Origin of the sequence: Glaciimonas soli, assembly GCF_009497155.1 — a bacterium.
GTDB classification, from domain to species: domain Bacteria; phylum Pseudomonadota; class Gammaproteobacteria; order Burkholderiales; family Burkholderiaceae_D; genus Glaciimonas; species Glaciimonas soli.
Window position 1 is genome coordinate 63,059 of sequence record NZ_WINI01000007.1, and the last position, 24,024, is coordinate 87,082.

A 24,024-nucleotide genomic window follows, 5' to 3' on the forward strand; every position below is an offset into this window, starting at 1 on the left:
GGAATTCGTCGCGGAAGATGCAGAATTAGGCGGCATCACGAGTGTTAGTTTGCATAGTGCGCATGGCCAGACACAAATCGTCCCAGACTTTAGCTTTGTCGGCAGGTTGTCGCAATAAATACGCGGGGTGATAAGTCACGATCAGTGGTAATTCTGCATAACGATGCACCTTACCTCGCAACGCAGCAACGGCCGTAGTGGGCTCAAATCCTAATAGTGATAATGCTGCTGTTTTACCTAATGCAACCAAAACGGTCGGCTGAATCAACGCAATTTGTCGCTGCAAATATGGCAAGCAAGCTGCCACTTCTTCCGCTGATGGCGGGCGATCACGACCACTCTCATCGGTAGGCCGACATTTGACAATGTTGGCGATGTAGGCGTCGCCAATACTACCGCCCTTGCCACGCCCGACACCCATTGCAGCCAGCATATTGTCCAGCAATTTTCCAGCTGGACCGACGAATGGCTCGCCTTGTTGATCCTCATTACGTCCTGGGCCTTCACCTATAAATAACCAACGCGCCTTTTGATCGCCAACACCAAACACGGTGTGGCGACGGCCATGACATAAGCCACAATTTTTGCAAGCGGCAACAGACATTTGCAATTGCGCGCTATCCATTTTGGCAATCTGCGTAGAGTCGGGAGAAGATGATAGCGGCGTAACATCCCATGCGGAGGCGGCTGGAGCATGTACGATTCTAGGTTTTCCCTCAGCGACTAATCCACCCGCAAATTCACTCACCGCCTCAGGAATAATCTGCTCAGGAACAATTTTTGCAGGAGCGATCTTTTCAGGAGCGGTCTTTTCAGGAGTGATCGCACTAGTTGTCGCGATCAAATCCAACGGTGCGTTCGAGATAATTTCTACCGACGTAGTCTGTAGCTCTTCGCTGCCCGCACCACGTAACAGCCATACGGGACCGACTCCACACTCTTCCAGTATTGCAGCGCGTCGGTTTGCATTCATATCGCCAACCTCATCACAATGGCATCTTCTCTGCCATCGCCAACAGCAGGATAATATCCTCGTCGCAAGCCGATTTCGACAAAGCCATAACGCTGGTAAATTGTCACCGCACGCGTGTTCGAAGGACGTACTTCCAGCAACAAAGAGCTCATGCCGTTATCTCGCGTGATCTCAACGACTTTATCGAGCATAGTTTTGCCAATGCCGAGCCCATGAAGCTGCTCATGCACGCTAATGTTCAGCAAATGCATTTCATCCACTACAGGCATCAGAAAAAAATACCCGACCATGCGCTGCGTAGCGTCGCGCAGTATCCAGCATTCATATCCGACATTGATTGAATCGACAAAATTCCCGTGCGTCCAGGGGTGAGAATAAATACAATTTTCTATCGCAACTACTTGATCCACATCAATGAGTTGCATAGGGGAAAAAGTCAGTGGTAAAGCCAACGTATTGTTCTGTGGCTCGACGAGTGATGTATGACAATGTGCGCTCATTTCATCACTCCCTTCAACGCCCGTTCTGCCGTAGTCAAAGCGATTTTATTGCGCAAATAAAGCGGTTGCGCTTCCACTGCTGGCAAACTTAATCCTTGTGCAAACATCATTGTGCCTATCGCGGCAATGTCGCGTGCATGTGGCATGGCACCCAAGTTTGCATTCGCTGCAAACGGCGCACCAGCGAATTGCTCGGCACAAACGGACAAGCCGTTACCGCAGGCTTGCACTTGTCCTATTGGCTGGACTTGCGATGGCGCTGATAAAGTCGGTTCAACTATCGCTTGCCAATTACCGCCAATCGCACCGGTCACATAACGATACTGTGCCCAATACACCTCACCCATTCGCGCATCCAGCACGCACAGCACATCAACAGCCTTTGGCGCACCGCTGACATCACGACAGGCCTGCGCCATCGCCTCAAGCGTACTAACAGGCAATACGGGCAGTTCCGCACCAAACGCCAATCCTTGTACGATACCGCATGCTGTACGCACACCTGTAAACGATCCTGGACCAACCCCAAAAGCGATCGCATCACACTGTGACAAGGTAATGCCCGCTTCGCTCAACAAGCTCTGCACCATAGGCAAGATGGTTTGAGAATGGGTCTGGACACCTTCAGATTCACGATAAGCGAGCGCACCGCTCACCTCATTGTTGTGATTACTGCGTTCGTTATCGATTAACAGCGCAGCAGAGGCGAGTTCGGTAGAAGTTTCAATGGCTAGAATTATCGGCATAACCGCTATTTTACCCCGTGGAACAACGCATAGCGATAGTGACCACGTCTCTTTCCACTACCAAATTCATTAGAAACGGTAAAATACGCGCTATGTCTATTTTAACGATGAATAACGATAACCGCCCCGATCTGGCCCGGATACTGGCCGATGGCGGCTGGGTAGTTGCTTGCCTGTGCGCTGCCTGGTGTCGCAGCTGTGATGAATATAAATCGACGTTTGCCGAACTTGCCAAACGCCACCCAAAAACGCAGTTTGCGTGGATAGACATAGAAGATCAAGCCGATTTGATGGGCGATCTCGATGTCGAGAACTTCCCTACGCTGTTAATACAACGTGGTGATATTGTTACTTATCTGGCACCAGTTAACATGGACTTGAAGCAGGCGGAACGGATTTTTATGGCGCAGCAAGAAAAAAATGTTGACGAATTGATCGTTGAGGCGAATAGCAGCTCCGAGCGTCAAGACTGGCAATTCAATGGCAATTTACTATCAAAATTGCAGCAAGCTCTCAATGAGAACGGTTAAACAGCCAACCACGGGTCGGATTCCGGCTGCGGATACTGCATCATCATAAATTCAACAAAACTGCGCACCTTGGCCGATAACAAACGCCGGCTTGGGTAAACCAGCTGCACGGCAACATTGCCAAGGGCATATTCTGGCAATATGCGCACCAGTTTTCCGGTCACCAAATCATCACCTAAAGAATACGAACTGCGCATCACGATGCCCATACCGGCCAATGCGCAATGGCGCAGTAAGTCGGCGTTATTCGATACCACCTTACCGTTGATTGGCACGGTCGTGATGCCATCAGGCGACTGGAAAGTCCAGTGATGACGTAAATGCTCCAAGGAAAAATTCAGGCAGGCGTGTTGCAGCAACTCATCCGGTACCGCTGGCGTACCATGCTTTTCGATATACCCTGGAGATGCGCATAGCAATACCTCAGCAATTCCCAACTGACGTGCCACCATGCTGACATCGAATTTCTGATGCACAGTAAAGATCCCCACATCAAAACCATCTTCAACTAAATCAACCGTACGGTCCGACATCGTGACATTCAACATCACATCTGGATATTGCAAAGAATAGGCAGGTAATAATCGTGCCAGTTGCATCTGGCCAAAGCCAATTTGCGAATAAATATTCAAAATGCCGGCGGGCTTTTTGGAGAGCTCTGAAGCAATCGCGTCAGCCTCATCAATCGCGGTCAAAATATGGCGGACACGTTCCAGGTAGGCATGCCCCGTTTCCGTCAGGGACATTTTCCGGGTAGACCGATTAAGCAAACGCGTAGCAAGATAATTTTCCAGATCTGCAACATGGCGCGTGACCACAGCGTTAGATAGCTCCAATGCATTCGCAGCAGCGACGAAACTCCCCTGCTCCACCACTTTGGCAAAAACCCGCATTGACTGTAGCCTATCCATTTTTGCCCTTTACTTATTCAACATCAACGTACTAAAGCAATGACGGCGATGACAGATGCCAGTAACGCCACGATCAAAGCGACTACAGAAATAAGCTGCGCGCGCCCCGCTTTTGTATGCGCGTCCCAGATTTCCTTCTCTAACGCTGGTAACGCCGTTTTAAATTGTTCCGCCAGCGCCTTAATATCATGTGTATTTTGCAATGTAGCGGTTTGCAATTGCTCCACCTGTTCTTGCAAAATCTCGATTTGATTCGCGGGGTTATTGCCTTTGCGATGCGTAAACACTGGCTTGGCAACCGAGATAATGTCGCTCACGTAAGGCAGAATCGCTTTTGCTACCGGCAGCCAGCTTGACATGTGTTATCCCCATTACTCATCAAAAAATCTGCGCTTCACTCGGCGGCATCGTATCCCCCGGACGCAATAACCGCCCGGCAGCAATCGTAATTGTCTGCCGACATTGCATCGCGATGGAACTGTCATGCGTTACCAGTACCAAAGTCGAACCGCGTTCTTGATTCAAATCGAACATCAATTGAATCACTGCATCGCCGGTTGCGGCATCTAAACTCCCAGTAGGCTCATCGGCGAATAGCAAAGGCGGTTCGGTCACAAAAGCACGTGCCAATGCGACCCTTTGCTGCTCGCCTCCAGACATGAATTTTGGATAGTGTCGCACGCGACTGGCCAAACCTACGCGTCCTAACATTATTTGGGCCTTTTCTTTGGCATCGACATCACCGCGTAGTTCCAGCGGCAGCATGACATTTTCAAGCGCGGTTAAATGACTTAATAATTGAAATGATTGAAATACAAAGCCGAGCTTTTCTTTACGTACTCCGGCACGACCATCTTCATCTAATGCAAAAATATCGACACCGTCTATTTTGACCGTACCACTAGACGGCGTATCTAATCCGGCCAACAATCCCAACAAGGTCGACTTGCCAGAACCTGACGCTCCTACAATAGCTAACGTCGTTCCGGCTTGAACTGTAAAATTGATGTCGTTCAGAATGACCAACTCACCACTCGAGTCTTGCACCCGCTTGCTCAAACTTTGTGTTTCAATGGCGCAAACGGCGCGCGTTACTGGCGCATGAGGTATATGCACAGGATGAGAAATATCAACAGAAGAGGATGTCGGCATGCGGAGATTGAATAAGATATTGAAAAAAAAGATGCTTAGCGGCTTCTTTAACGGCCTGGCTAATAAGCTGCGAATAATATTGTTCATCGGTGCAGCTAGCCTAGTGATGATAGCCAGCGCGACAACCAGCGCTCATTCTGCATCAAAAACCATTTTAGTGTTAGGCGATAGTTTATCCGCAGAATACGGCTTACCCCGCGGCACTGGTTGGGTCGCTTTGTTGCAGCAACGCCTGCAGGCAGAAAAAATCAACGCCACCATCACCAATGCCAGTATCAGCGGCGAAACGACCAGCGGCGGCAAAACTCGCTTACCCTCCTTGCTGAAAGATCAGCCCGACATTGTCATCATCGAACTCGGCGCCAACGATGCTTTGCGCGGCCTGCAACTGACAACCACTGAAAGCAATTTACAAGACATGATCAGTGCTGCACAAAAAAGCAAAGCGAAAGTATTGTTGGTTGGCATGCGCATTCCACCAAATTATGGGCGCGACTATACCGAGAAATTTTTTGGTCTTTATGCGGCTCTGTCCAAACAAAACAAAACTGCATTGGTGCCATTTCTATTAGATGGCGTAGCCAACCAGCCGCAGCTATTTCAAGCTGACCGGATACATCCCATCGCGCAGGCTCACCCAATAATATTGAACAATGTGTGGAGTAATTTGAAGCCCTTACTGAATGTAAAAACCAAATAGCGAATACTGAAAAATAAAGCGAACAATCATGCAGGTCGGAAAAATTAAGCACCTTCCGATATTTGGCATTTCAGCTGCAAGCAAGTCCAAACAACCTACTTGAAAACCATCGTCATTCCCGCGAACGCGGGAATCCATATTAGCGCAAGATGGATCTCTGGCTAGCAAGGACGACGGTGACAGTATTACTTGCCGAGCTTACATCTGAAATATAAATCGTTTTTTGTGCCGTACTTATCAGTAAACTGGATAGGCGCGGCAATATCAGAAGACCCGAGCTTTTCCAACCGGCCAAATAAAAAAGCCACTTAAAGTGGCTTTTTTATTTAAATCGCTTTGCTTATTTTGAAGCTGTCGAACCATCAGCAGGCGCTGCCACCGCTGGTTTCAATATCTTCACTTTAGCTTTCTGTTTCAAGGTCGCGATATAAGCACTCATATCTTGTTGCGCCAACGCCGATGTGACTTGCTGCTTCTCGCCATCACGACGTGCCTGATCGATAGTCGCCGGTTGCTCGACTTTAGCGATCCGATATACGCCATAACCTTGACCAGGTAAAGTCACGCCTACATAGGCTGGCAACTTCGTCGTGTCGGCTTTCATCACAGCATCAAATGCAGCAGGTGCGATACCTTGGCTTTTAGCGCGAGAAACGACAACTGCTGCGGCAAAACCAGTTTCGTCATCTTTTGCTTTTAATGCGGCCAATTTCTCTTCGCCAGCTTTTTGCGCCAGTTTAGCTTCTTCAATTTGCATGACTTTCGCACGGACGATATCTTTCACCACATCAAAAGCACGCTTAGTCACTGGCTGATAGGCCACTACATGCCCGGCAATCAATGTATTCGGCGCAACCTCTATCGCTTCAGTGTTATGTTTATTTTTCACAGACTCGTTGGAGAACAACGCTGTCAGGAATTTTTCATTATTGTAAGGCGGCGGAGGAACTGTTGCCGCCAATGCCGGATTAGGATGACGGCCAAGATCTGCCACTGTCTGAATCGGCAATTTGAGCTTGTCTGCAACCGCTTGCAAACTATCGGCCTGCTCATAAACGGTATTACTGAATATCTCGGCCAACTCAGAAAATTTCTTCGATGCCAGCTGAGTTTTAATTGCGGCTGCGATTTCATCTTTGACCTGATCCAACGGCTTAACTTCCGCCGGCTTAATTCCAGTCAATTCAATAATGTGATAACCGAAATCAGATTGGACCAAATCACTTATCTCACCTTGTTTGAGCTTGGCCGCAGCATCTGCAAATGGCTTAACCATCATGCCGTCACCAAAGTAACCCACATCCCCGCCTTGCTCGGCCGATGCCGTATCTTGCGAATTTTCTTTCGCAATCTTGGCAAAATCAGCTGGATTCTTGCGCACTTCTGCTAACAGACTTTCCGCTTTTGCTTTCGCAGCAGCTTTGTCTGCGGCAGAAGCATCTTTATTGACGGTGATCAGAATATGGCTGGCACGACGTTGTTCTGGCGTGGTGTAGTGTTTGATATTTTGATCGTAATACGACTTGACATCCGCATCGTTCACCGTCACTTGCGCAGCGACCGCAGCAGCGTCAAGAACAACATACTCTGCTTTAACATTTTCAGGTATTTCAAATTGCTGACCGTTTTTATCGTAATACGCTTTTAGCATATCGTCGGTTACATTTACTTTACCGGCAAAATCACTGTCTTTAAACAATAACTCTTGAACATCACGTTCTTGATCAATGATATTTGAGATCCGCTCAACCACCGCCTTAGGTGCAAAAGAAGTAGTCTGCACGCCGCCAGTCAGCTGTTGCAAAGCAAGATCTTGACGCAGACCCGCTTCATATTGTCTTGGTGTTGTACCCTGAGCTGCTAACAACTCCCGATATTTTGCATCATCAAATTGACCATTAGCGCCACGCAGCTCTGGAATTGCGAGCAAGGTTTGCTGCAGTGTTTGGTCAGAAACTGTCATGTGCTCACGCGTCACTGCTGCCAACTGGGCTCGTTGTGCGATGATGCCGTCCAAAACACTTTGCTTAACTTCCGGCGTATCAAACATCTTGGCATCAAACTGAGCACCGTAGGCCTGGCGGGCACGCTCCATTTGCTGGCGCTGTGCAGCATCCCATTCTTGCTGGGTAATAGGCTGTCCGGCGACTTTAGCCACGGTATTGGCACTGTCACCAAAACTGCTATAGCTTTGTAAGCCGACGAGAGCAAAGGAAGGAATGATCAACAACAGCAGCAAAAACTGCATTAAACGTTGATGAGAGCGAATAAATTCAAACATGGTATTAGTAACCGTTCGATAAAATCAAAAGCACATATAAAAAAAGGCGAACTCTCGTTCGCCTTTTCAATTCTGGCGGAGTGGACGGGACTCGAACCCGCGACCCCCGGCGTGACAGGCCGGTATTCTAACCAGCTGAACTACCACTCCTAAATACGTATATTTTACGTATACACTTTGCCTGACTAACCGATCCTCACTTACTTAATCAAGCAAAACGTATAACTTGATACAGCGTTATTTGATACGTAGAAACACATATTCAGAGCAGAGTCAGACAAAATGCTCGGCGTTTGTCAACACGCCAAAAGGAGTTAGTTTACCGCATCTTTCAGCCCTTTGCCAGGCTTAAATTTAGGCACTTTAGCAGCTTTGATCTTGATTGCGTCACCGGTACGTGGGTTACGGCCGACACGAGCAGCACGTTTGCCAACAGAGAAAGTACCGAAGCCAACCAGAGTAACTGAACCATTCTTTTTCAAGGTGGTTTTAACGGCACCAATCACTGCGTCTAGTGCGCGTGCTGCTGCTGCTTTTGAAATTTCTGCTTTAATCGCAATGTGTTCAACTAGTTCGGTTTTGTTCAATTAAGTCCCCTCAAAAAGATTGAAATTCGAGATGGCTTTTCTTATTCACATTTTGTATGAATGGCCACCGCAGAGAAGGCAGAAATGTCTGCAAGCATCATTAAACAAGCCGCAAAGCCTTGTGTCAAGCGGTTTGCTGGCCAGTATCACTTGGTTTTTGGAATTTCATGCTTTTTAATTGCAAATAGAGCGCTGCAAGCTCGGTTACTTCAGTAATTCCCCATAAAAAAACGCTCCTAAGAGCGTTTTTTATTTAAAACAATTTTCAATCACGTGACAATCAATGCTTCACGACCGTCGTCGCAGACTTCTCTGCATTGCTCGCTACAGCGGTATCGACTACCACTTCCTCATCAAGCAAAGCCACAGGCTGCCGCTCCAGCGCAACTTCCAGCACTTTGTCAAACCACCGCACCGGGATAATCTCCAGCTTGTTTTTGACGTTATCAGGAATCTCGGCAAGATCCTTGACGTTCTGCTCCGGAATTAACACTGTCTTGATACCGCCGCGATGTGCTGCCAGCAGTTTTTCTTTCAAGCCGCCAATCGGCAGAACCTCACCGCGCAAAGTAATCTCACCAGTCATTGCCACATCGGCGCGCACTGGAATGCCGGTGAAGATAGACACCAATGCCGTCGCCATGCCTATCCCGGCAGAAGGTCCATCTTTTGGTGTAGCGCCTTCCGGTACGTGAATGTGAACATCAGTCTTCTCGAAAGCTTCGTTTTTGATGCCTAGTGCTTTGGCACGGCTACGTATCACCGTACGCGCAGCTTCAATCGACTCTTTCATCACATCGCCCAGCGTACCAGTGCGTATCACGCCGCCCTTACCTGGCATGGCAACCGCTTCAATCGTCAGCAATTCGCCGCCAACTTCGGTCCACGCCAAACCAACCACTTGGCCAACCTGGTTGTCTTTTTCGGCGACGCCAAAATCAAAGCGACGCACACCCAGGAACTTGTCGATGTTCTTGGACGTAATGGCGACTTTTTTCTCCTGCTTTTTCAGCAGCAGTAATTTCACCACTTTGCGGCAAATCTTGGAGATTTCACGCTCCAAAGAACGCACCCCGGCTTCACGTGTGTAATAACGAATAATGTCGCGAATCGCACCTTCAGCAACGCTGATTTCTTCTACCTTCAAACCATTGTTTTTGATTTGTTTAGGGAGCAAGTAACGTAATGCAATATGTGTCTTTTCATCTTCGGTATAACCCGATAGACGAATGACCTCCATCCGATCCAGCAAAGCCGGCGGAATATTAAACGAATTTGACGTCGCAACGAACATCACATCCGACAGATCAAAATCGACTTCAATGTAATGATCAGAGAACGTGTGGTTCTGCTCAGGATCGAGCACTTCCAGTAATGCTGACGATGGATCACCGCGGAAATCCATGCCCAATTTATCAATCTCGTCCAGCAAGAACAATGGATTGCGCACACCAACTTTGGTTAAGCTTTGCAAAATTTTGCCGGGCATAGAGCCGATATAGGTACGACGATGCCCACGAATTTCAGCTTCATCGCGCACACCACCCAACGCCATCCGCACAAACTTACGGTTGGTCGCACGTGCAATTGATTGCCCCAGTGAAGTTTTACCGACACCTGGAGGGCCAACGAAGCACAAAATAGGTGCTTTCAGTTTATCAACGCGTTGTTGCACTGCGAGATATTCCAGGATGCGCTCTTTGACCTTATCCAAGCCATAGTGATCGCCTTCCAGCACTTTTTCTGCATTGCTTAGTTCGTTGTTTACTTTGGATTTTTTCTTCCAAGGCAAGCCAATCAGCGTATCAATATAATTGCGCACCACAGTCGCTTCCGCAGACATCGGCGACATCAATTTTAATTTTTTCAGTTCGCTTTGCGCTTTCTCGAGCGCTTCTTTAGGCATTTTAGCGGCTAAGATTTTCTTCTCTAGCTCTTCTAAATCAGCGCCTTCTTCGCCTTCGCCCAACTCTTTTTGAATCGCTTTAACTTGCTCGTTGAGGTAATACTCACGCTGTGATTTTTCCATTTGGCGTTTGACACGGCCACGGATGCGCTTCTCAACTTGCAGAATATCAAGTTCGCCTTCCAACTCACCCAGCAGATGCTCATAGCGCTTGGCAACATTGAAAATTTCCAGAATTACCTGTTTTTGCTCTAATTTCAAAGGCAAATGTGCAGCAATGGTATCGGCCAGACGTCCGGCGTCATCGATACCAGCCAGTGACGTTAAAATTTCTGGTGGGATTTTTTTGTTTAATTTTACGTATTGATCGAACTGCTGAACAATAGCGCGACGCATTGCCTCTACTTCAGCTTCATCGCCGATCTCCGATTCAACCGGAGTCAAATCAGCGGAGTAATGCGTATCAAAATCAATGATTTGATGAATGCGGGCGCGTTGCGCGCCTTCAACTAATACTTTAACTGTGCCGTCAGGCAATTTCAACATTTGCAAGATGTTGGCAACACAGCCAATTTCATAAATATCATCAGCAGATGGCTCATCCTTAGCAGCCGCTTTTTGTGCAGCAAGCATGATGCTTTTGCCTTGCTCCATTGCCGCTTCAAGCGCTTTGATCGACTTTGGTCGACCGACGAATAGCGGGATCACCATATGGGGAAATACCACCACATCCCGTAACGGTAACAGTGGTAACTGAGTTTGCTCAGTAAATAGTGGAGTTGTCATGATGAATTTGGCCCTATCAAAAAAACGTATTAATGATGTTGGCGCTAGTGGCTCAAACACAAGCCCTTAGTAACAACAAAAACGATAAAAGCCTAAAAAATCTGTGCAATATCAGTAAAAATTACCGAAAATGCAATTTAACAAAAAATACAAGACAAACAATTTCAAAACAATTTTGAAACAGTTTCGATAGGCAATAAAAAAGCCACACGAAGCTGTCTTCGAGTGGCTTTACGATTGAAGCCGATTTTTTTATAGTATGGGGAAATTCTACTGCTTTTGTTCCCCATTCGGGTCTTACGACCTATTTATTTAGCTAATTTTTACTTACTTTTACAATTGAAGGTCAAATCAGGCAGAATCAGGCTTTTGTGCCCGAAACTTTGGGTTGATCATGATAAATCATCAATGGTTTAGCGCCATGCATGATCGTATTTTCATCAATCACCACTTTTGACACGTTCTTCTGGCTCGGTAAATCATACATCACGTCCAGCAAAGCATGCTCCAGGATAGAACGCAAACCACGTGCACCGGTTTTACGCTTTAACGCCTTTTTAGCAATGGCTTGCAGCGCTGCTGGGCGAATATCCAACTCCGCACCTTCCATTTGCAGAAGCTTCGCATACTGTTTGATCAGAGCATTTTTCGGTTCGACCAGAATTTGAATCAGAGCAGCCTCATTCAATTCGGTCAAAGTCGCAATCACCGGCAAACGACCCACTAATTCTGGAATCAAACCAAAACGCGTCAAGTCTTCCGGCTCAGCATCCAATAAAACTTCACTGGAAGTGCGTTGGCTTTGGCTCTTCACATTGGCTGAAAAACCGATCCCACTTTTCTCTGAGCGCTCAGAAATAATCTTCGTCAAACCATCAAATGCGCCACCACAAATGAACAAGATATTGGTGGTGTCGACTTGTACAAAATCCTGATTCGGATGTTTGCGGCCACCTTGAGGCGGCACCGATGCCATCGTTCCCTCGACCAATTTCAGCAAGGCTTGCTGCACACCTTCACCAGAAACATCGCGAGTAATCGACGGGTTATCTGATTTACGCGTAATTTTGTCGATTTCGTCGATATAAACGATACCCTTTTGCGCTTTTTCAACTTCGTAATTACAGTTTTGCAGTAATTTTTGAATGATGTTTTCAACGTCTTCGCCGACGTAGCCGGCTTCAGTCAAGGTAGTCGCATCAGCAATAACAAACGGAACATTCAACATGCGTGCCAATGTTTGCGCCAGCAGTGTTTTACCAGAGCCAGTCGGTCCAATCAGCAGAATGTTACTCTTGGCCAGTTCGATATCATCTTTCTTGCCGAGATGCTTCAGACGCTTGTAATGGTTGTACACCGCGACAGACAGAATTCGTTTTGCAGTTTCCTGGCCGATCACATATTGATCCAGCAGATCACAAATTTCCTGAGGAATTGGCAACTCTGATTTCTGACCGTCCAAAGTTTCTACGTTTGAAGCTTCGTCGCGAATAATATCGTTACAAAGATCAATACACTCGTCACACACAAAGACTGACGGCCCGGCGATGAGTTTTTTCACTTCATGCTGGCTTTTCCCGCAGAAGGAGCAGTAAAGCAATTTTTCACCGCTGGAAATTTTTTTATCTGACATAAGACTATGTTTAAGTGAGTGGCAATAAACTTGGGAAATCAAAACAAAGGGAAGCGAACAACACTCTCGATGCAGACTTATATTACCTGCTAAAAACCAATTCGACAAATTCGCTACGGTATATAGCAATATTGCAGACAAGAAAAAGCGCCCGCCCCGTGTGGGTGCAGGCGCTTTATGTGACTTTTACAAGGTACGGGTATTTATTTTGCACTTATGTTCGTAAATACACATTCCTTAAATAAGTGTGCCCAAACAATTTTTAGACTAGGCTCACCGACCGACGACAGTACAGCAGGTGTAACAACGTATAAACAGTTGTCTGGCCACACTTACATCATTAAGCGCGTGTTGCCAGTACCTTATCAATCAAACCATATTCAACCGCAGCGTCAGCAGACATAAAGTTATCCCGATCTGTATCTTTGCCAATTTGGTCAACGGTACGACCAGTTTTTTCAGCCAAAATACCGTTCAAACGCTCGCGCAAATACAGAATTTCGCGGGCTTGAATTTCGATATCAGAAGCTTGCCCTTGCGCACCGCCCAATGGTTGGTGAATCATAATGCGTGAATTTGGCAAGGAAAAGCGCTTACCTTTCGCACCGGCAGCTAACAAAAATGCGCCCATCGATGCGGCCATTCCTGTACATAAAGTGGAGACATCAGGCTTGATGAATTGCATGGTATCGTAAATCGCCATACCAGCTGACACGGAACCGCCTGGAGAGTTAATGTAAAGGGAAATGTCCTTTTCCGGATTTTCGCTTTCCAAAAACAACAACTGCGCTACGATCAAATTGGCAGTCTGATCATTGACCGGTCCAACCAAAAAAATTACACGCTCGCGTAATAAACGCGAGTAAATATCATATGAACGTTCGCCGCGACCACTTTGCTCAACTACGATAGGCACCATACCGAGCATGTCAGTATCTAGTGCTGAGTTACGATGAAAACTTGTCATATTATTCCTTGTTGAAGCGATCCTTGTTGGAACCCTCTTTGAGTCTGCCCAAAACTACATTTCGGGCAGATTCACCAGGACACTCCGGTTACGCTTGTTGTTGACCGTTATTGCCCATCAACTCGTCAAATGCGACCGATTTTTCTGTCACTTTCGACTTGCCCAACACATAGTTAACGACGTTTTCTTCTAATACAAGGGCTTCTACTTCTGCTAAACGATTACGGTCGCTGAAATAATATTTAACGACTTGCGATGGATCTTCGTAGCTTTGTGCGAAATCTTCAACTTGTGCTTTGACTTGATCAGCAGTCGCTTGCAGATTGTTGGTTTTAACAACATCAGCCAAGATCAAGCCCAAACGGACGCGACGCTCAGCCTGCGCTGTGAACAACTCTGGAGGGAATGGCATGTTTTTGACATCCATACCGCGTTGCGCCATGTCTTGACGTGTCATTTCTACCAAACGCTGCACGTCTTGATCGACCAACACTTTTGGCACGTCCAATTCACTGACCTTGATCAATGCATCCATTACGCTGTCTTTGTTCTTTGCTTTGACGCGCGCACCGACTTCACGTTCCAGATTCAATTTGATGTCTGCACGCATTTTTACCAAATCACCGTCATCGACTCCCAATGATTTAGCGAATTCTGCATCGACTTCCGGCAAATGCGCCCATTCCAGCTTTTTCAAAGTGATGGTGAATTGTGCTGTTTTACCAGCGACATCTTTACCGTGATAGTCCGCAGGGAAAGCCAGATCAAATGTCTTTGCTTCGCCTACTTTGAGGCCAACTGTAGCCGCTTCAAACTCTGGCAACATACGGCCTTCGCCTAGCACGAATGCATAGTCTTCAGCGTTGCCGCCAGCAAATTCAACGTCGTCAATCTTGCCGACGAAATCAACTGTTACGCGATCGCCATTTTTTGCCGCCAAATCACTACCACCGTCGCCGTGGGCGCTTTGTTCGCCTTTGACATGGTAATGAACGCGCTGTTTGCGCAGAATGTCGATAGTCTTATCGATTTCAACATCGCTGACGTCAGCTTTGGTTTTCTCAACTTCAACACCACTCAAGTCACCAATGGTAACTTCTGGATAAACTTCGAAAGTTGCATCGAATGCGATGGAACCGTCAGCAACGCCTTCGCTTGTCTTTGGCTCAATATTTGGGAAGCCGGCAACGCGCAAATTATTTTCGTTTGCGGCAGCATTGAATGCACGTCCGACTTTATCGTTCAGCACTTCGCTTTCGACTTGATAGCCGTATTGTGCTGCGACCATTTTCATTGGCACTTTACCTGTGCGGAAACCTGGCGCTTTGGCCGTGCGCGCACGTACTTTCAGGCGCTTTTCGACTTCAGTTTGCACTTCAGCCATAGGGATAGTGATAGTGAGACGGCGCTCAAGTTTGCTTAAAGTTTCGACTGCAGTTGCCATGTAAAGATCGCCCAAAAATTAAAAAATTCTGTGTTTTATGTCTACGGCCAAGAAGGTAAAGTAATCAGCAATTACTTTCAACATAAATAACAAATTACCATTATTTATGCACCGCCCTGCCGCGCTAAAGTCCAATATTCTATACGCAAATGGATTGCTTGCGCCAAAACTACGCTCTTGCCCCACAAATCAAGTGAATTTTCTTTGATTTTCGGCAAATTTCGTGGGGTAAGCACATACAAAAACCGCTTAGACCAGGCACAACGACGAAGACAGTGCAAATGTATAAACGATTTTTAGTTTGTACTTAAAGATTACTTCAGTGGAATTGGCGTGCTGGTTATAACCGGTACCGCCGTTACACTGTTTTGCGGACTACCATCGACCAGCTTGTCGGAGTAAGTCAAATACACCAATGTATTACGCTTCGGATCGACGACACGTACTACATGCAAACGCTTAAATAAGATCGACATCCGCTCAGTGAATACATCTTCCTGCAAAGGTAGTTTCCCGGTAAAACTGACGTTGGCAGCAACCTGACGACAGGCAATCGACGCTTCCGCCCTATCCTCTGCCAGACCGACAGTTCCTTTGGCGCCACCAGTGCGTGCCCGTGATACATAGCAAGTAACGCCTTGCACCTTTGGATCATCGTAAGCTTCAATCACTACCCTATCATTGCGCCCCAGCCAACGAAAGGCCGTGCTGACCTCACCAATTTGCTCCGATCCTGCTTGCGCCGTCAGCGCAGTTGTTGCACTGAGAGCCATCACCAGCGCTCCCATTAGAAATGGTAGATGCAATTTGACCCGCATAGCAGAAACTCCCAAAAAAGAAGTAACACAATGAAATTCCATAAGCGCTTCCCGACGACCATTTTGAATAGGCGCGCCGACGAAAAGAGTACTTTAGTACGACTCAGAGGCACAGCAATTTCAAAATTTTTTGGGAAACACTTAAATCTATGGGCACAAAAAAACCCTCATTCGAGGGCTTTTGAGCTTCTGGTGCGGATAGAGGGACTTGAACCCCCACGTGTTGCCACGCTAGAACCTAAATCTAGTGCGTCTACCAATTTCGCCATATCCGCTTTAGGAGGCAGTATTCTATCAAAGCTATTACCAGAACGCCACAAAAATCGTACTGATTCGACAAAATAACGTGGCAGCGGCTAAGCTATTCTGCGCGCATGGTGATTAATCTCCGAAGGAAAAGACCGTATCATCCGCATTAGCAATGCCGCGCCGACTTTTCTTGCTCCCCGCACCACAGGACCGAGAGCACAAAATGCACGCCTTGCTGCTGTGACGCTCTGCGGAAGCGCCTGCCATCTTAACTCGGCTTCTTCACTCTGAACCATGCCGCGTACAGTGCTGGCAAAAACAACAACGTCAGCGCAGTCGCCAGAAGCAAACCACCCATAATCGCCACTGCCATCGGCCCCCAGAAGATAGAACGCGATAACGGGATCATCGCCAATACCGCCGCTGCCGCTGTCAGCATGATCGGTCGCGAACGTCGCACCGCCGACTCAACAATCGCATCCCACGGTGCAGCGCCATTGGCAATATCGTGTTCAATTTGATCAATCAAGATCACCGAATTGCGAATAATCATGCCGAACAGCGCAATCACGCCAAGCTGAGCAACAAAGCCAAAAGGCCGATTCAAAATTAATAGCGCAAATGCTGCACCAGCAATTCCTAATGGCCCGGTCAGGAACACTAACAGCGCGCGCGAGAAGCTATGCAATTGCAGCATCAATAAAGTGAAAATAATAAAAATCACCAACGGGACATTGGCTGCGATGGAAGCTTGCGCATTCGCACTATCATGCGCGGCACCTGCCACATCAATCAAATAACCGGAAGGCAATTTTGCACGGATTTTGTCCAATTCAGGATCAATCTGACCAGTCACTGTCGGGCCTTGCACACCATCGGCAACATCCGCCTGCACGGTGATCGCCCAACTTCTGTTTTCACGCCATACTATCCCTGGCTCTACCACCAACTTGATACTGGCAATTTGCGACAATGGCACTGATTTACCGCTAGCGGTCGGCACATTAATTTGATTCAAGGCGTCCATCGTTGCACGCTCATCCAACGGCTGGCGCACCACGATGTCGATCAAGCGATCATTCTCGCGATATTGACCGACGGTGGCTCCAGTAAAAATCGTGTTGGTGACACGCATCACTGTCTGCGAACTGATACCGAGTGTGCGCAATTTATCTTGATCAAGATCAATGCGCAGAACTTTGATATTTTCGTTCCAATTGTCGTTCAAGCCGCGAATATTGTGATTCGCATCCATGACGGCTTTAACTTGATCCGCAAACTTGCGCACCTCTGCAATGTCTGGTCCGCTAACGCGAAACTGCACTGCGTATGGCACTGGCGGGCCACTTGGCAATAACTTTACCCGGCCGCGTATTTCTGGAAAATCGTGCTTAAACGCATCCTCAATTCTCAAACGCAAACGGTTACGGGTTTCGATATCTTTCGGCAGCACTACAATTTGCGCAACATTCGCCTGTGGAAAAATTTGATCTAACGGCAAATAAAAACGCGGACTGCCAGTCCCGACGTAACTAGTGACGCTATCAACACCCTCTTGTTTGCGTATGAATTGCTCAAATTTTTTGACTTGTGTTTCGGTCGCCGCATAAGAGGAACCTTCTGGCGACCATAGTTCTACCATTAACTCAAGCCGACTGGAATCCGGGAAAAATTGCTCTTCAATAAATTTGAATCCAAACAAACCCAATCCAAACACCGCCAGAGTCAGCACTATCGTCGTTTTGCGCCACTCAACACACCAATTCACTAACGCTCTAAAGCGCGTATACATTGGGGAATTGAATAATTCATGGTGGCCATCTGCATTGGCAGCTGGTTTTATTTTTAATAATAAATAACCTATGTACGGCGTAAATATCACCGCAACCAGCCACGAAATCAGCAACGCGATTGCATTAACAGAAAACATCGAGAACGTATATTCTCCGGCAGCGGATTTTGCTAAACCTATCGGCAAAAAGCCTGCCGCTGTAATCAAGGTTCCCGTCAACATTGGTATCGCAGTTGAAGTGTAGGCAAAAGTTGCAGCTTCTAGCCGCGACAAGCCTTCTTCCATCTTCCGCACCATCATTTCAACCGCAATAATCGCGTCATCCACCAACAAACCCAACGCAATAATCAGAGCGCCTAACGAAATTTTGTGCAAGTCAATGTTAAACATCTTCATGAACAAAAAGGTAATCGCCAACACCAATGGGATCGTCAACGCGACGACCAAACCCGGTCGCATATCGACTCGTAACGGCTTGGTATGGAAACCCAAAGCAACAAAGCTCACCGCCAAGACGATCACTATCGCCTCCAGCAGCGTTTTCAAGAACTCATTGACCGACTCTGCAACAATTTTCGGCTGATTAGAAACCCTTTCCAACATAATCCCAACCGGTAATTTGGCCTTGATCGCTGCGACGGTTTTATCCAGGTTTTTGCCTAATTCGATAATGTCGCCGCCCTTTTCCATCGACACGCCCAAACCTATCACTTCTTTGCCATTAAAACGCATCTTGTTTTGCGGCGGATCCTGATAGGCGCGTTTGATGACAGCAAAATCTCCTAACCGGAAGGTGGTGTTATTGGCGCGCAATTGCAGGTTTTCTAAATCTCTGGTCGAAGCCAATGCGCCTGTCACACGAATTTGCAGATTATTACTGGGCGTGGTTAATATGCCTGTTGATTGCAACGCATTTTGCGCACTTAATTGCGCCACAATGTCGTCGACTGTGATGCCTAGTTGCGAGAATTTTTTCTGGGAAAATTCAATGAAGATTTTTTCATCTTGCACGCCAAATAGCGACACTTTAGCGACAGCAGGGATTTCCAATAACTGTTGACGAATAAGATCCGCATAGTCTTTGACATCCGCATAGCTAAAGCCATCACCCGAAACAGCATAGATGGAACCGAAGGTATCGCCAAATTCGTCATTGAAAAATGGACCCAGCACGCCTTGGGGCAAGGTGTATTGAATGTCACTGATTTTTTTGCGGACCTGATACCACGATGCCGGCACATCTTGCGGCGGCGTTGATTCTTTTAATTGCAAAATAATCAGCGTTTCACCCGGTTTGGAATAGCTACGGATGATGTCAATATTGGGCACTTCCTGCAGTTTTTTCTCAAGCTTATCCGTCACCTGCTCGGCCATCTGCAAAGAGGTTGCACCTGGCCATTGCGCCGTTACCACCATCGCACGAAATGTGAATGGCGGATCTTCATCCTGGCCCAGGCGGCTGTAACTGATAATGCCGCCGATCACCAATACCACCATCAGATAACGTACTAGTGGAATATGCTCCAGCGCCCAGCGAGACAGATTAAAACCACCCTTGTCAGCGCTCACTGTTTGACTCCGTCCGCGCTATCCTCGGCGCCTAATATCGTTACTTTCTGCCCAGGCTTCAAAAGATGTACTCCTGCCGTCACAATCTGCTGGCCGACTGACAATGCGCCTTCATTGGCAGCCTTGATTAACGCATCATTGCCGCGATGACCACTCACTTGCACTGGTACAGTGTGTACGCTATTTTTTTCGACTACCCATACCAGGTTCTGGTTATTGGTCTGGTAAATCGCAGAAAGAGGAACAGCCATGGCACCGTCGCCGGCATTGTCGCCAACGTGTTTAACAATAAACGTAGCGTAAGCCGTCATGCCAAGTTTGACGTTGGGTGTGCTATCTGGAATCGCTATTTTGACAACATAGGTGCGCGTCGCGGCATCAGCAATCGGCGAAACCTCACGCACAGTGCCTGTGATGGTTTGTTGATGATCGGCCCACAAACGAACCTGAGCATCGACGCCATGGCGGAACAGTTCCACCTGATTCTCAGGCACACTGACTACCACTTCTTTTTCCCCTGATTTGGCCACCGTCACCACTGGCGTACCTGCGGCCACCACTTGACCGACTTCAGCAGTAACTGCTGTGACAACACCATCTACATCAGAAGATAAGGTTGTATAAGCCGCCTGATTTGACTGCCCTTTCAATCCCGCGACAGCTTGATCGTAACTGGCTTGCGCTACCTTGAAGGCACTTTCCTTTTGTTCAATCACTGCCTGGCTAACGAAATTTTTAGCGCGCAATTCCTGATAACGTTGTAAATCTGCTTTCGCCAAATCCCGATTGCTCTCAGCCGAACGCAAGGCCGCGGACGATTGCATTTGCGCCAGGCGCACATCCTCGGCATCAAGTTGCATCAAAACCTGACCACGCTTTACCACGCTCCCTACATCCACCTTACGCGCAATAATCTTGCCGCCGATACGAAACCCTAATTGCGACTCGTAACGCGCCCGCACCTCGCCAGGAAATTCCAGGGTCGTATCGGTATCGGCGGCGCTAAGCGTCATCACCCGCACAGGGCGAATATCCTCAGTCGGTGGCGGTGTCTTTGAGCAAGCAGTTAAGGTTAACGCAGTGACAGATAACAACGCTGCCATAAACAAAGGATTAAGAAATGGGCGCAATTTTGTTTGAGTCACTACGTTGTCCTTTAGGTTCTGCTCTGGCATCAATTTTCTAATTGGCAATTATAGCGGTGAGCTCGCGCAATTAGCCATAGCTTTAAATATGGGTATTTTGAAAATATTCATGCAACAATGCGGGGTTGTGACTTTCCCCTCCTACCCTATGGTTGCGAACCCAATAGATCATTACGAAAACTTCCCCGTCGCGTCGATTTTAATGCCAGCCCACTTGCGGCCAGCGGTGCGTGCTATTTATGCATTTGCCCGCAGCGCGGATGATCTGGCGGATGAAGGTGACGCAACGGCTGAACAAAGGTTGCAAGCTTTAGGCGATTATGAAGTGAAATTAGATCGAATAGAGCGACAAGAACCTGCCGACAGTCCCATATTCAACGCGCTGCAACAAACCATTACCGCATACAAGCTCCCGCTAGCTCCGTTTCGCGCCCTGCTCTCAGCCTTCAAGCAGGATGTAGTTACGACACGTTACCCGACGTTTAATGACTTGCTGGATTATTGCCGGCGCTCGGCCAATCCGGTTGGTCATTTGATGCTGCACCTATATGGTGCAGCCAGTGAGCAAAACTGTAGGGATTCCGACGCTATTTGTTCGGCGCTACAACTGATTAACTTTTGGCAAGATGTCGCCATAGACTGGCGTAAGCAACGCATTTATTTACCTCTTGAGGATCTGCAGCGCTTTCATGTCAGTCCGAATCATATTGCCAACGGCGACAACGACCAGGCCTGGCACGCATTAATGCAATTTGAGGTACTGCGGGCCCGCGAAATGATGTTATCCGGTGCTCCACTCGCTTTACGCCTGCCCGGACGCTTAGGCTGGGAGCTGCGTTTGGTCATACAAGGTGGCTTACGTATTCTGGAAAAACTGGAGTCAGTTGATTACGATGTTTTCCAACGCCGCCCCAAAATAGGCAAATTGGATAGCTTGGTACTGGGTTGGCGGGCTTTACGTATGGCGTCAAGGTTGTCCTGACCGCCACAGTAGTCTAGGATAGCGCCTTTGCCGCGCCATTTTGCGCAGCCCTTGCCTCCATATACCCAAATACTCATGTCCCCCGACGATTACTGCCAACAAAAAGCCGCTCAGAGCGGCTCCAGTTTTTATTACAGCTTTCTGTTCTTGCCGGTTGAACGTCGTCGTGCAATTACTGCGCTGTACGCGTTCTGCCGTGAAGTCGATGATACCGTTGACGATTGCACCGATGAAGCAGTCGCCCGTACCAAGCTGGTCTGGTGGCGCAAAGAAATCGCCGCGATGCTGGATGGCGCACCCACCCATCCGGTAACCAAAGCGCTACAGCCGCATATGCAGACTTATCGGTTGGAAGGTCAGCATCTGCAAGACATCATCGATGGCATGGAAATGGATTTAAACCAGACGCGCTATCTGGACTATCCCGGACTCAAAAAATATTGCTGGCACGTTGCCAGTGTAGTTGGCATCTTATCGGCCAAAATTTTTGGCGTGACGCAAGCTCAAACTTTGCAATTTGCTGAAAAACTCGGTTTAGCCTTTCAGTTGACCAATATCATTCGCGATGTCGGCGAGGATGCCCGCATCGGCCGTATTTATTTACCAGTCAACGAACTGCAACAGTTCAACGTCACCGCCGCCGATCTGCTCAATGCGCGACACACCGATAATTTTGAAAACCTGATGCGCTTTCAAGTCGCCCGTGCGCAGCAAACTTATGATGAAGCGTTCGCCTTATTACCCAAAGAAGATCGCCGCGCGCAACGTCCCGGCTTGATGATGGCAGCGATTTATCGTGCATTGCTGGTAGAAATCGAACGTGATGGTTATCACGTACTGAACCAACGGATTTCATTAACACCGATTCGTAAATTGTGGCTGGCATGGAAGACCTATGTCCGCGGGTGACAGTAAAAAAATTGCTGTCATCGGTGCCGGCTGGGCTGGTTGTGCTGCTGCGGTTGCATTAACCGAAGCTAGGCATCAAGTCACGTTGTTCGAAGCGGCACGCGTTTTAGGTGGTCGCGCCAGAAGAGTCGATGTCAACGATGTCGTACTGGATAACGGTCAGCACATCATGCTGGGCGCGTATCAACAAAGCTTACAACTCATGCGCACCGTAGGCATCGCAGAGCATGAGGCACTGCTGCGCTTGCCCATGCAAATGTGCTATCCCGATGGGACCGACGGCATGACGTTTGAAGCTGCGCGTTTACCAGCGCCCTTTCATCTGGCGGTGGCGCTGTGGCGGGCAAAAGGTTTGCAGCGTGATGACAAACTCGCATTGGCCAGATTTTCTTCCGCGGCGCGTTGGATGGGTTGGCAATTGTATGATGATTGCAGCGTCAGTACGCTGCTCGAACGCTTCGCTCAGACGGAAAGATTATGCCAACTGATGTGGCGGCCATTGTGTATTGCGGCACTGAATACCCCGCCAGAACGCGCTTCTGCTCAAGTGTTTTTAGCGGTCTTGCGCGATAGTTTAGGTGCACGTCGTGCCGCATCGGATATGTTGATACCACGCGTAGATTTGAGCGCGCTCATGCCTGATCATGCGGCAAAATTTATCGCGCAGCATGGCGGAAAAATTGAACTTGGTTGCAGCGTTAAAAAAATTAATCCAATCACTACAAACCTACCCAATAGCAACCGCTGGCAAGTGATTACGTCCAACGTGCAAGAAAAATTTGACGCCATCATTATTGCAACGCCAGCCGAAACCGCCGCACATTTATTAGATGGAATTGAAAATAACAGCGCGGACACCAGCTTACTCAAACAATTTACCTACGAACCCATTACCACCTGCTATTTACAATACGCATCCACAGTGCAATTATCACAGGCGTTTTTTGCTTTGGTCGACGATCAGGAAAAAGGACATTGGGGACAATTCGTTTTTGATCGCGGTCAACTCGATGCTACCCAAGCTGGCTTATTTGCGGTTGTTATCAGTGCATCCTCAGCCGCAATAGCGGACGGTCACGAAACATTAATCGCCGCAGCGGCCAAACAACTTGCTCAAGTATTTCAGCGGCCAGAACTGGCTCAGCCTATCTGGAGCAAAGTGATTTCAGAAAAACGCGCCACCTTCGCCTGCGCTCCATCACTCGTTCGCCCAAGTAATGACAGTGGCATTAGCGGGATCTATCTTGCTGGCGACTATACGATTGGCGACTATCCTGCCACGCTGGAATCGGCGGTACGTAGTGGCAATCAAGCAGCGAAAGAGTTGATTGCCACACTTGTATAAATCGTGATTTGATCGACAAGACACGCCCCAACGTGAGAGTCGCAATTCGCCCCTGCTCTTGCCGACCGAGGGGCCGCCACAATGCTGTCAGTCAAAAGT

At 47.9% G+C, this 24,024-nt stretch carries 20 protein-coding genes and 2 tRNA genes; 5 read left to right on the forward strand and 17 right to left on the reverse strand.

All coding sequences use genetic code 11. The annotated features are described in order from the left end of the window. Positions 1-25: 25 nt before the first annotated feature. Genes GEV47_RS12525 through tsaB form a run of 3 tightly spaced genes read right to left on the reverse strand, consistent with a single transcriptional unit; the run spans position 26 to position 2,219 of the window. Entirely contained in the window at positions 26-973 is a 948-nt protein-coding gene (locus GEV47_RS12525; RefSeq protein WP_153235116.1) for a uracil-DNA glycosylase, read from the reverse strand. Next, positions 970-1,473, reverse strand: coding sequence for a ribosomal protein S18-alanine N-acetyltransferase (gene rimI / locus GEV47_RS12530; protein WP_228124694.1), 504 nt, complete (start codon positions 1,471-1,473; stop codon positions 970-972). Before rimI ends, GEV47_RS12525 begins: the two co-directional genes overlap by 4 nt. Then, the gene (gene tsaB / locus GEV47_RS12535; RefSeq protein WP_153235117.1) at positions 1,470-2,219 is read right to left on the reverse strand and encodes a tRNA (adenosine(37)-N6)-threonylcarbamoyltransferase complex dimerization subunit type 1 TsaB; all 750 of its coding nucleotides are present in this window, start codon (positions 2,217-2,219) and stop codon (positions 1,470-1,472) included. The genes rimI and tsaB overlap by 4 nt, the downstream gene beginning before the upstream one ends. A gap of 92 nt (positions 2,220-2,311) precedes the next feature. On the opposite strand from tsaB, the gene GEV47_RS12540 reads away from it, so the two are divergent. Further along, complete coding sequence (locus GEV47_RS12540; RefSeq protein ID WP_153235118.1) at positions 2,312-2,749, forward strand: thioredoxin family protein; 438 nt, start codon at positions 2,312-2,314, stop codon at positions 2,747-2,749. On the opposite strand, the gene GEV47_RS12545 is transcribed toward GEV47_RS12540, so the two are convergent. Genes GEV47_RS12545 through GEV47_RS12555 form a run of 3 tightly spaced genes read right to left on the reverse strand, consistent with a single transcriptional unit; the run spans position 2,746 to position 4,812 of the window. Beyond that, on the reverse strand, positions 2,746-3,660 hold the full coding sequence (locus GEV47_RS12545) for a LysR family transcriptional regulator (RefSeq protein ID WP_153235119.1): 915 nt from the start codon (positions 3,658-3,660) through the stop codon (positions 2,746-2,748). The two genes, GEV47_RS12540 and GEV47_RS12545, sit on opposite strands and share 4 nt — an antisense overlap. Positions 3,661-3,683: 23 nt before the next feature. Further along, positions 3,684-4,019: a hypothetical protein gene (locus GEV47_RS12550; RefSeq protein ID WP_153235120.1), complete on the reverse strand. Its 336-nt coding sequence runs from the start codon at positions 4,017-4,019 to the stop codon at positions 3,684-3,686. Between the two features lie 19 nt (positions 4,020-4,038). After that, complete coding sequence (locus GEV47_RS12555; protein WP_153235121.1) at positions 4,039-4,812, reverse strand: ABC transporter ATP-binding protein; 774 nt, start codon at positions 4,810-4,812, stop codon at positions 4,039-4,041. On the opposite strand from GEV47_RS12555, the gene GEV47_RS12560 reads away from it, so the two are divergent. Continuing rightward, positions 4,811-5,512, forward strand: a complete 702-nt coding sequence (locus GEV47_RS12560) for an arylesterase (protein ID WP_228124695.1) — start codon at positions 4,811-4,813, stop codon at positions 5,510-5,512. The two genes, GEV47_RS12555 and GEV47_RS12560, sit on opposite strands and share 2 nt — an antisense overlap. A 340-nt stretch (positions 5,513-5,852) precedes the next feature. On the opposite strand, the gene GEV47_RS12565 is transcribed toward GEV47_RS12560, so the two are convergent. The 11 genes from GEV47_RS12565 to GEV47_RS12615 form a co-directional block, all read right to left on the reverse strand. Further along, positions 5,853-7,793, reverse strand: coding sequence for a SurA N-terminal domain-containing protein (locus tag GEV47_RS12565; protein ID WP_153235122.1), 1,941 nt, complete (start codon positions 7,791-7,793; stop codon positions 5,853-5,855). A gap of 73 nt (positions 7,794-7,866) precedes the next feature. Continuing rightward, positions 7,867-7,943: transfer RNA gene (locus GEV47_RS12570), tRNA-Asp, on the reverse strand. Positions 7,944-8,107: 164 nt separating this feature from the next. After that, entirely contained in the window at positions 8,108-8,380 is a 273-nt protein-coding gene (locus GEV47_RS12575) for an HU family DNA-binding protein (RefSeq protein WP_153235123.1), read from the reverse strand. Positions 8,381-8,660: 280 nt separating this feature from the next. Next, positions 8,661-11,072 (reverse strand): endopeptidase La, encoded by a 2,412-nt coding sequence (lon, locus tag GEV47_RS12580; RefSeq protein ID WP_153235124.1) that lies wholly within the window; start codon positions 11,070-11,072, stop codon positions 8,661-8,663. A 361-nt stretch (positions 11,073-11,433) separates the two neighbouring features. Continuing rightward, positions 11,434-12,705 (reverse strand): ATP-dependent Clp protease ATP-binding subunit ClpX, encoded by a 1,272-nt coding sequence (gene clpX, locus GEV47_RS12585; RefSeq protein WP_153235125.1) that lies wholly within the window; start codon positions 12,703-12,705, stop codon positions 11,434-11,436. A gap of 340 nt (positions 12,706-13,045) precedes the next feature. Next, complete coding sequence (clpP, locus tag GEV47_RS12590) at positions 13,046-13,672, reverse strand: ATP-dependent Clp endopeptidase proteolytic subunit ClpP (RefSeq protein ID WP_153235126.1); 627 nt, start codon at positions 13,670-13,672, stop codon at positions 13,046-13,048. An 88-nt stretch (positions 13,673-13,760) separates the two neighbouring features. Beyond that, positions 13,761-15,116 carry a trigger factor gene (tig, locus tag GEV47_RS12595; protein WP_153235127.1) on the reverse strand — a complete coding sequence of 452 codons (1,356 nt, stop codon included), beginning with the start codon at positions 15,114-15,116 and terminating at the stop codon, positions 13,761-13,763. A 314-nt stretch (positions 15,117-15,430) separates the two neighbouring features. Further along, positions 15,431-15,889 (reverse strand): CreA family protein, encoded by a 459-nt coding sequence (locus tag GEV47_RS12600; protein ID WP_407646255.1) that lies wholly within the window; start codon positions 15,887-15,889, stop codon positions 15,431-15,433. A 235-nt stretch (positions 15,890-16,124) separates the two neighbouring features. Continuing rightward, positions 16,125-16,209 (reverse strand) — tRNA-Leu (locus GEV47_RS12605). Positions 16,210-16,451: 242 nt separating this feature from the next. After that, positions 16,452-19,544: an efflux RND transporter permease subunit gene (locus GEV47_RS12610; protein ID WP_322741637.1), complete on the reverse strand. Its 3,093-nt coding sequence runs from the start codon at positions 19,542-19,544 to the stop codon at positions 16,452-16,454. Then, entirely contained in the window at positions 19,541-20,689 is a 1,149-nt protein-coding gene (locus GEV47_RS12615; RefSeq protein ID WP_322741638.1) for an efflux RND transporter periplasmic adaptor subunit, read from the reverse strand. The genes GEV47_RS12610 and GEV47_RS12615 overlap by 4 nt, the downstream gene beginning before the upstream one ends. Before the next feature lie 109 nt (positions 20,690-20,798). Here GEV47_RS12615 and hpnC point away from each other — a divergent pair, with 109 nt between their 5' ends. The 3 genes from hpnC to hpnE all read left to right on the forward strand — a co-directional run bounded on the left by hpnC (position 20,799) and on the right by hpnE (position 23,925). Next, positions 20,799-21,671: a squalene synthase HpnC gene (gene hpnC / locus GEV47_RS12620; protein ID WP_228124696.1), complete on the forward strand. Its 873-nt coding sequence runs from the start codon at positions 20,799-20,801 to the stop codon at positions 21,669-21,671. A gap of 75 nt (positions 21,672-21,746) precedes the next feature. Then, the gene (hpnD, locus tag GEV47_RS12625; protein ID WP_153235128.1) at positions 21,747-22,580 is read left to right on the forward strand and encodes a presqualene diphosphate synthase HpnD; all 834 of its coding nucleotides are present in this window, start codon (positions 21,747-21,749) and stop codon (positions 22,578-22,580) included. After that, complete coding sequence (gene hpnE, locus GEV47_RS12630; protein WP_153235129.1) at positions 22,567-23,925, forward strand: hydroxysqualene dehydroxylase HpnE; 1,359 nt, start codon at positions 22,567-22,569, stop codon at positions 23,923-23,925. Before hpnD ends, hpnE begins: the two co-directional genes overlap by 14 nt. Positions 23,926-24,024: the final 99 nt, after the last annotated feature.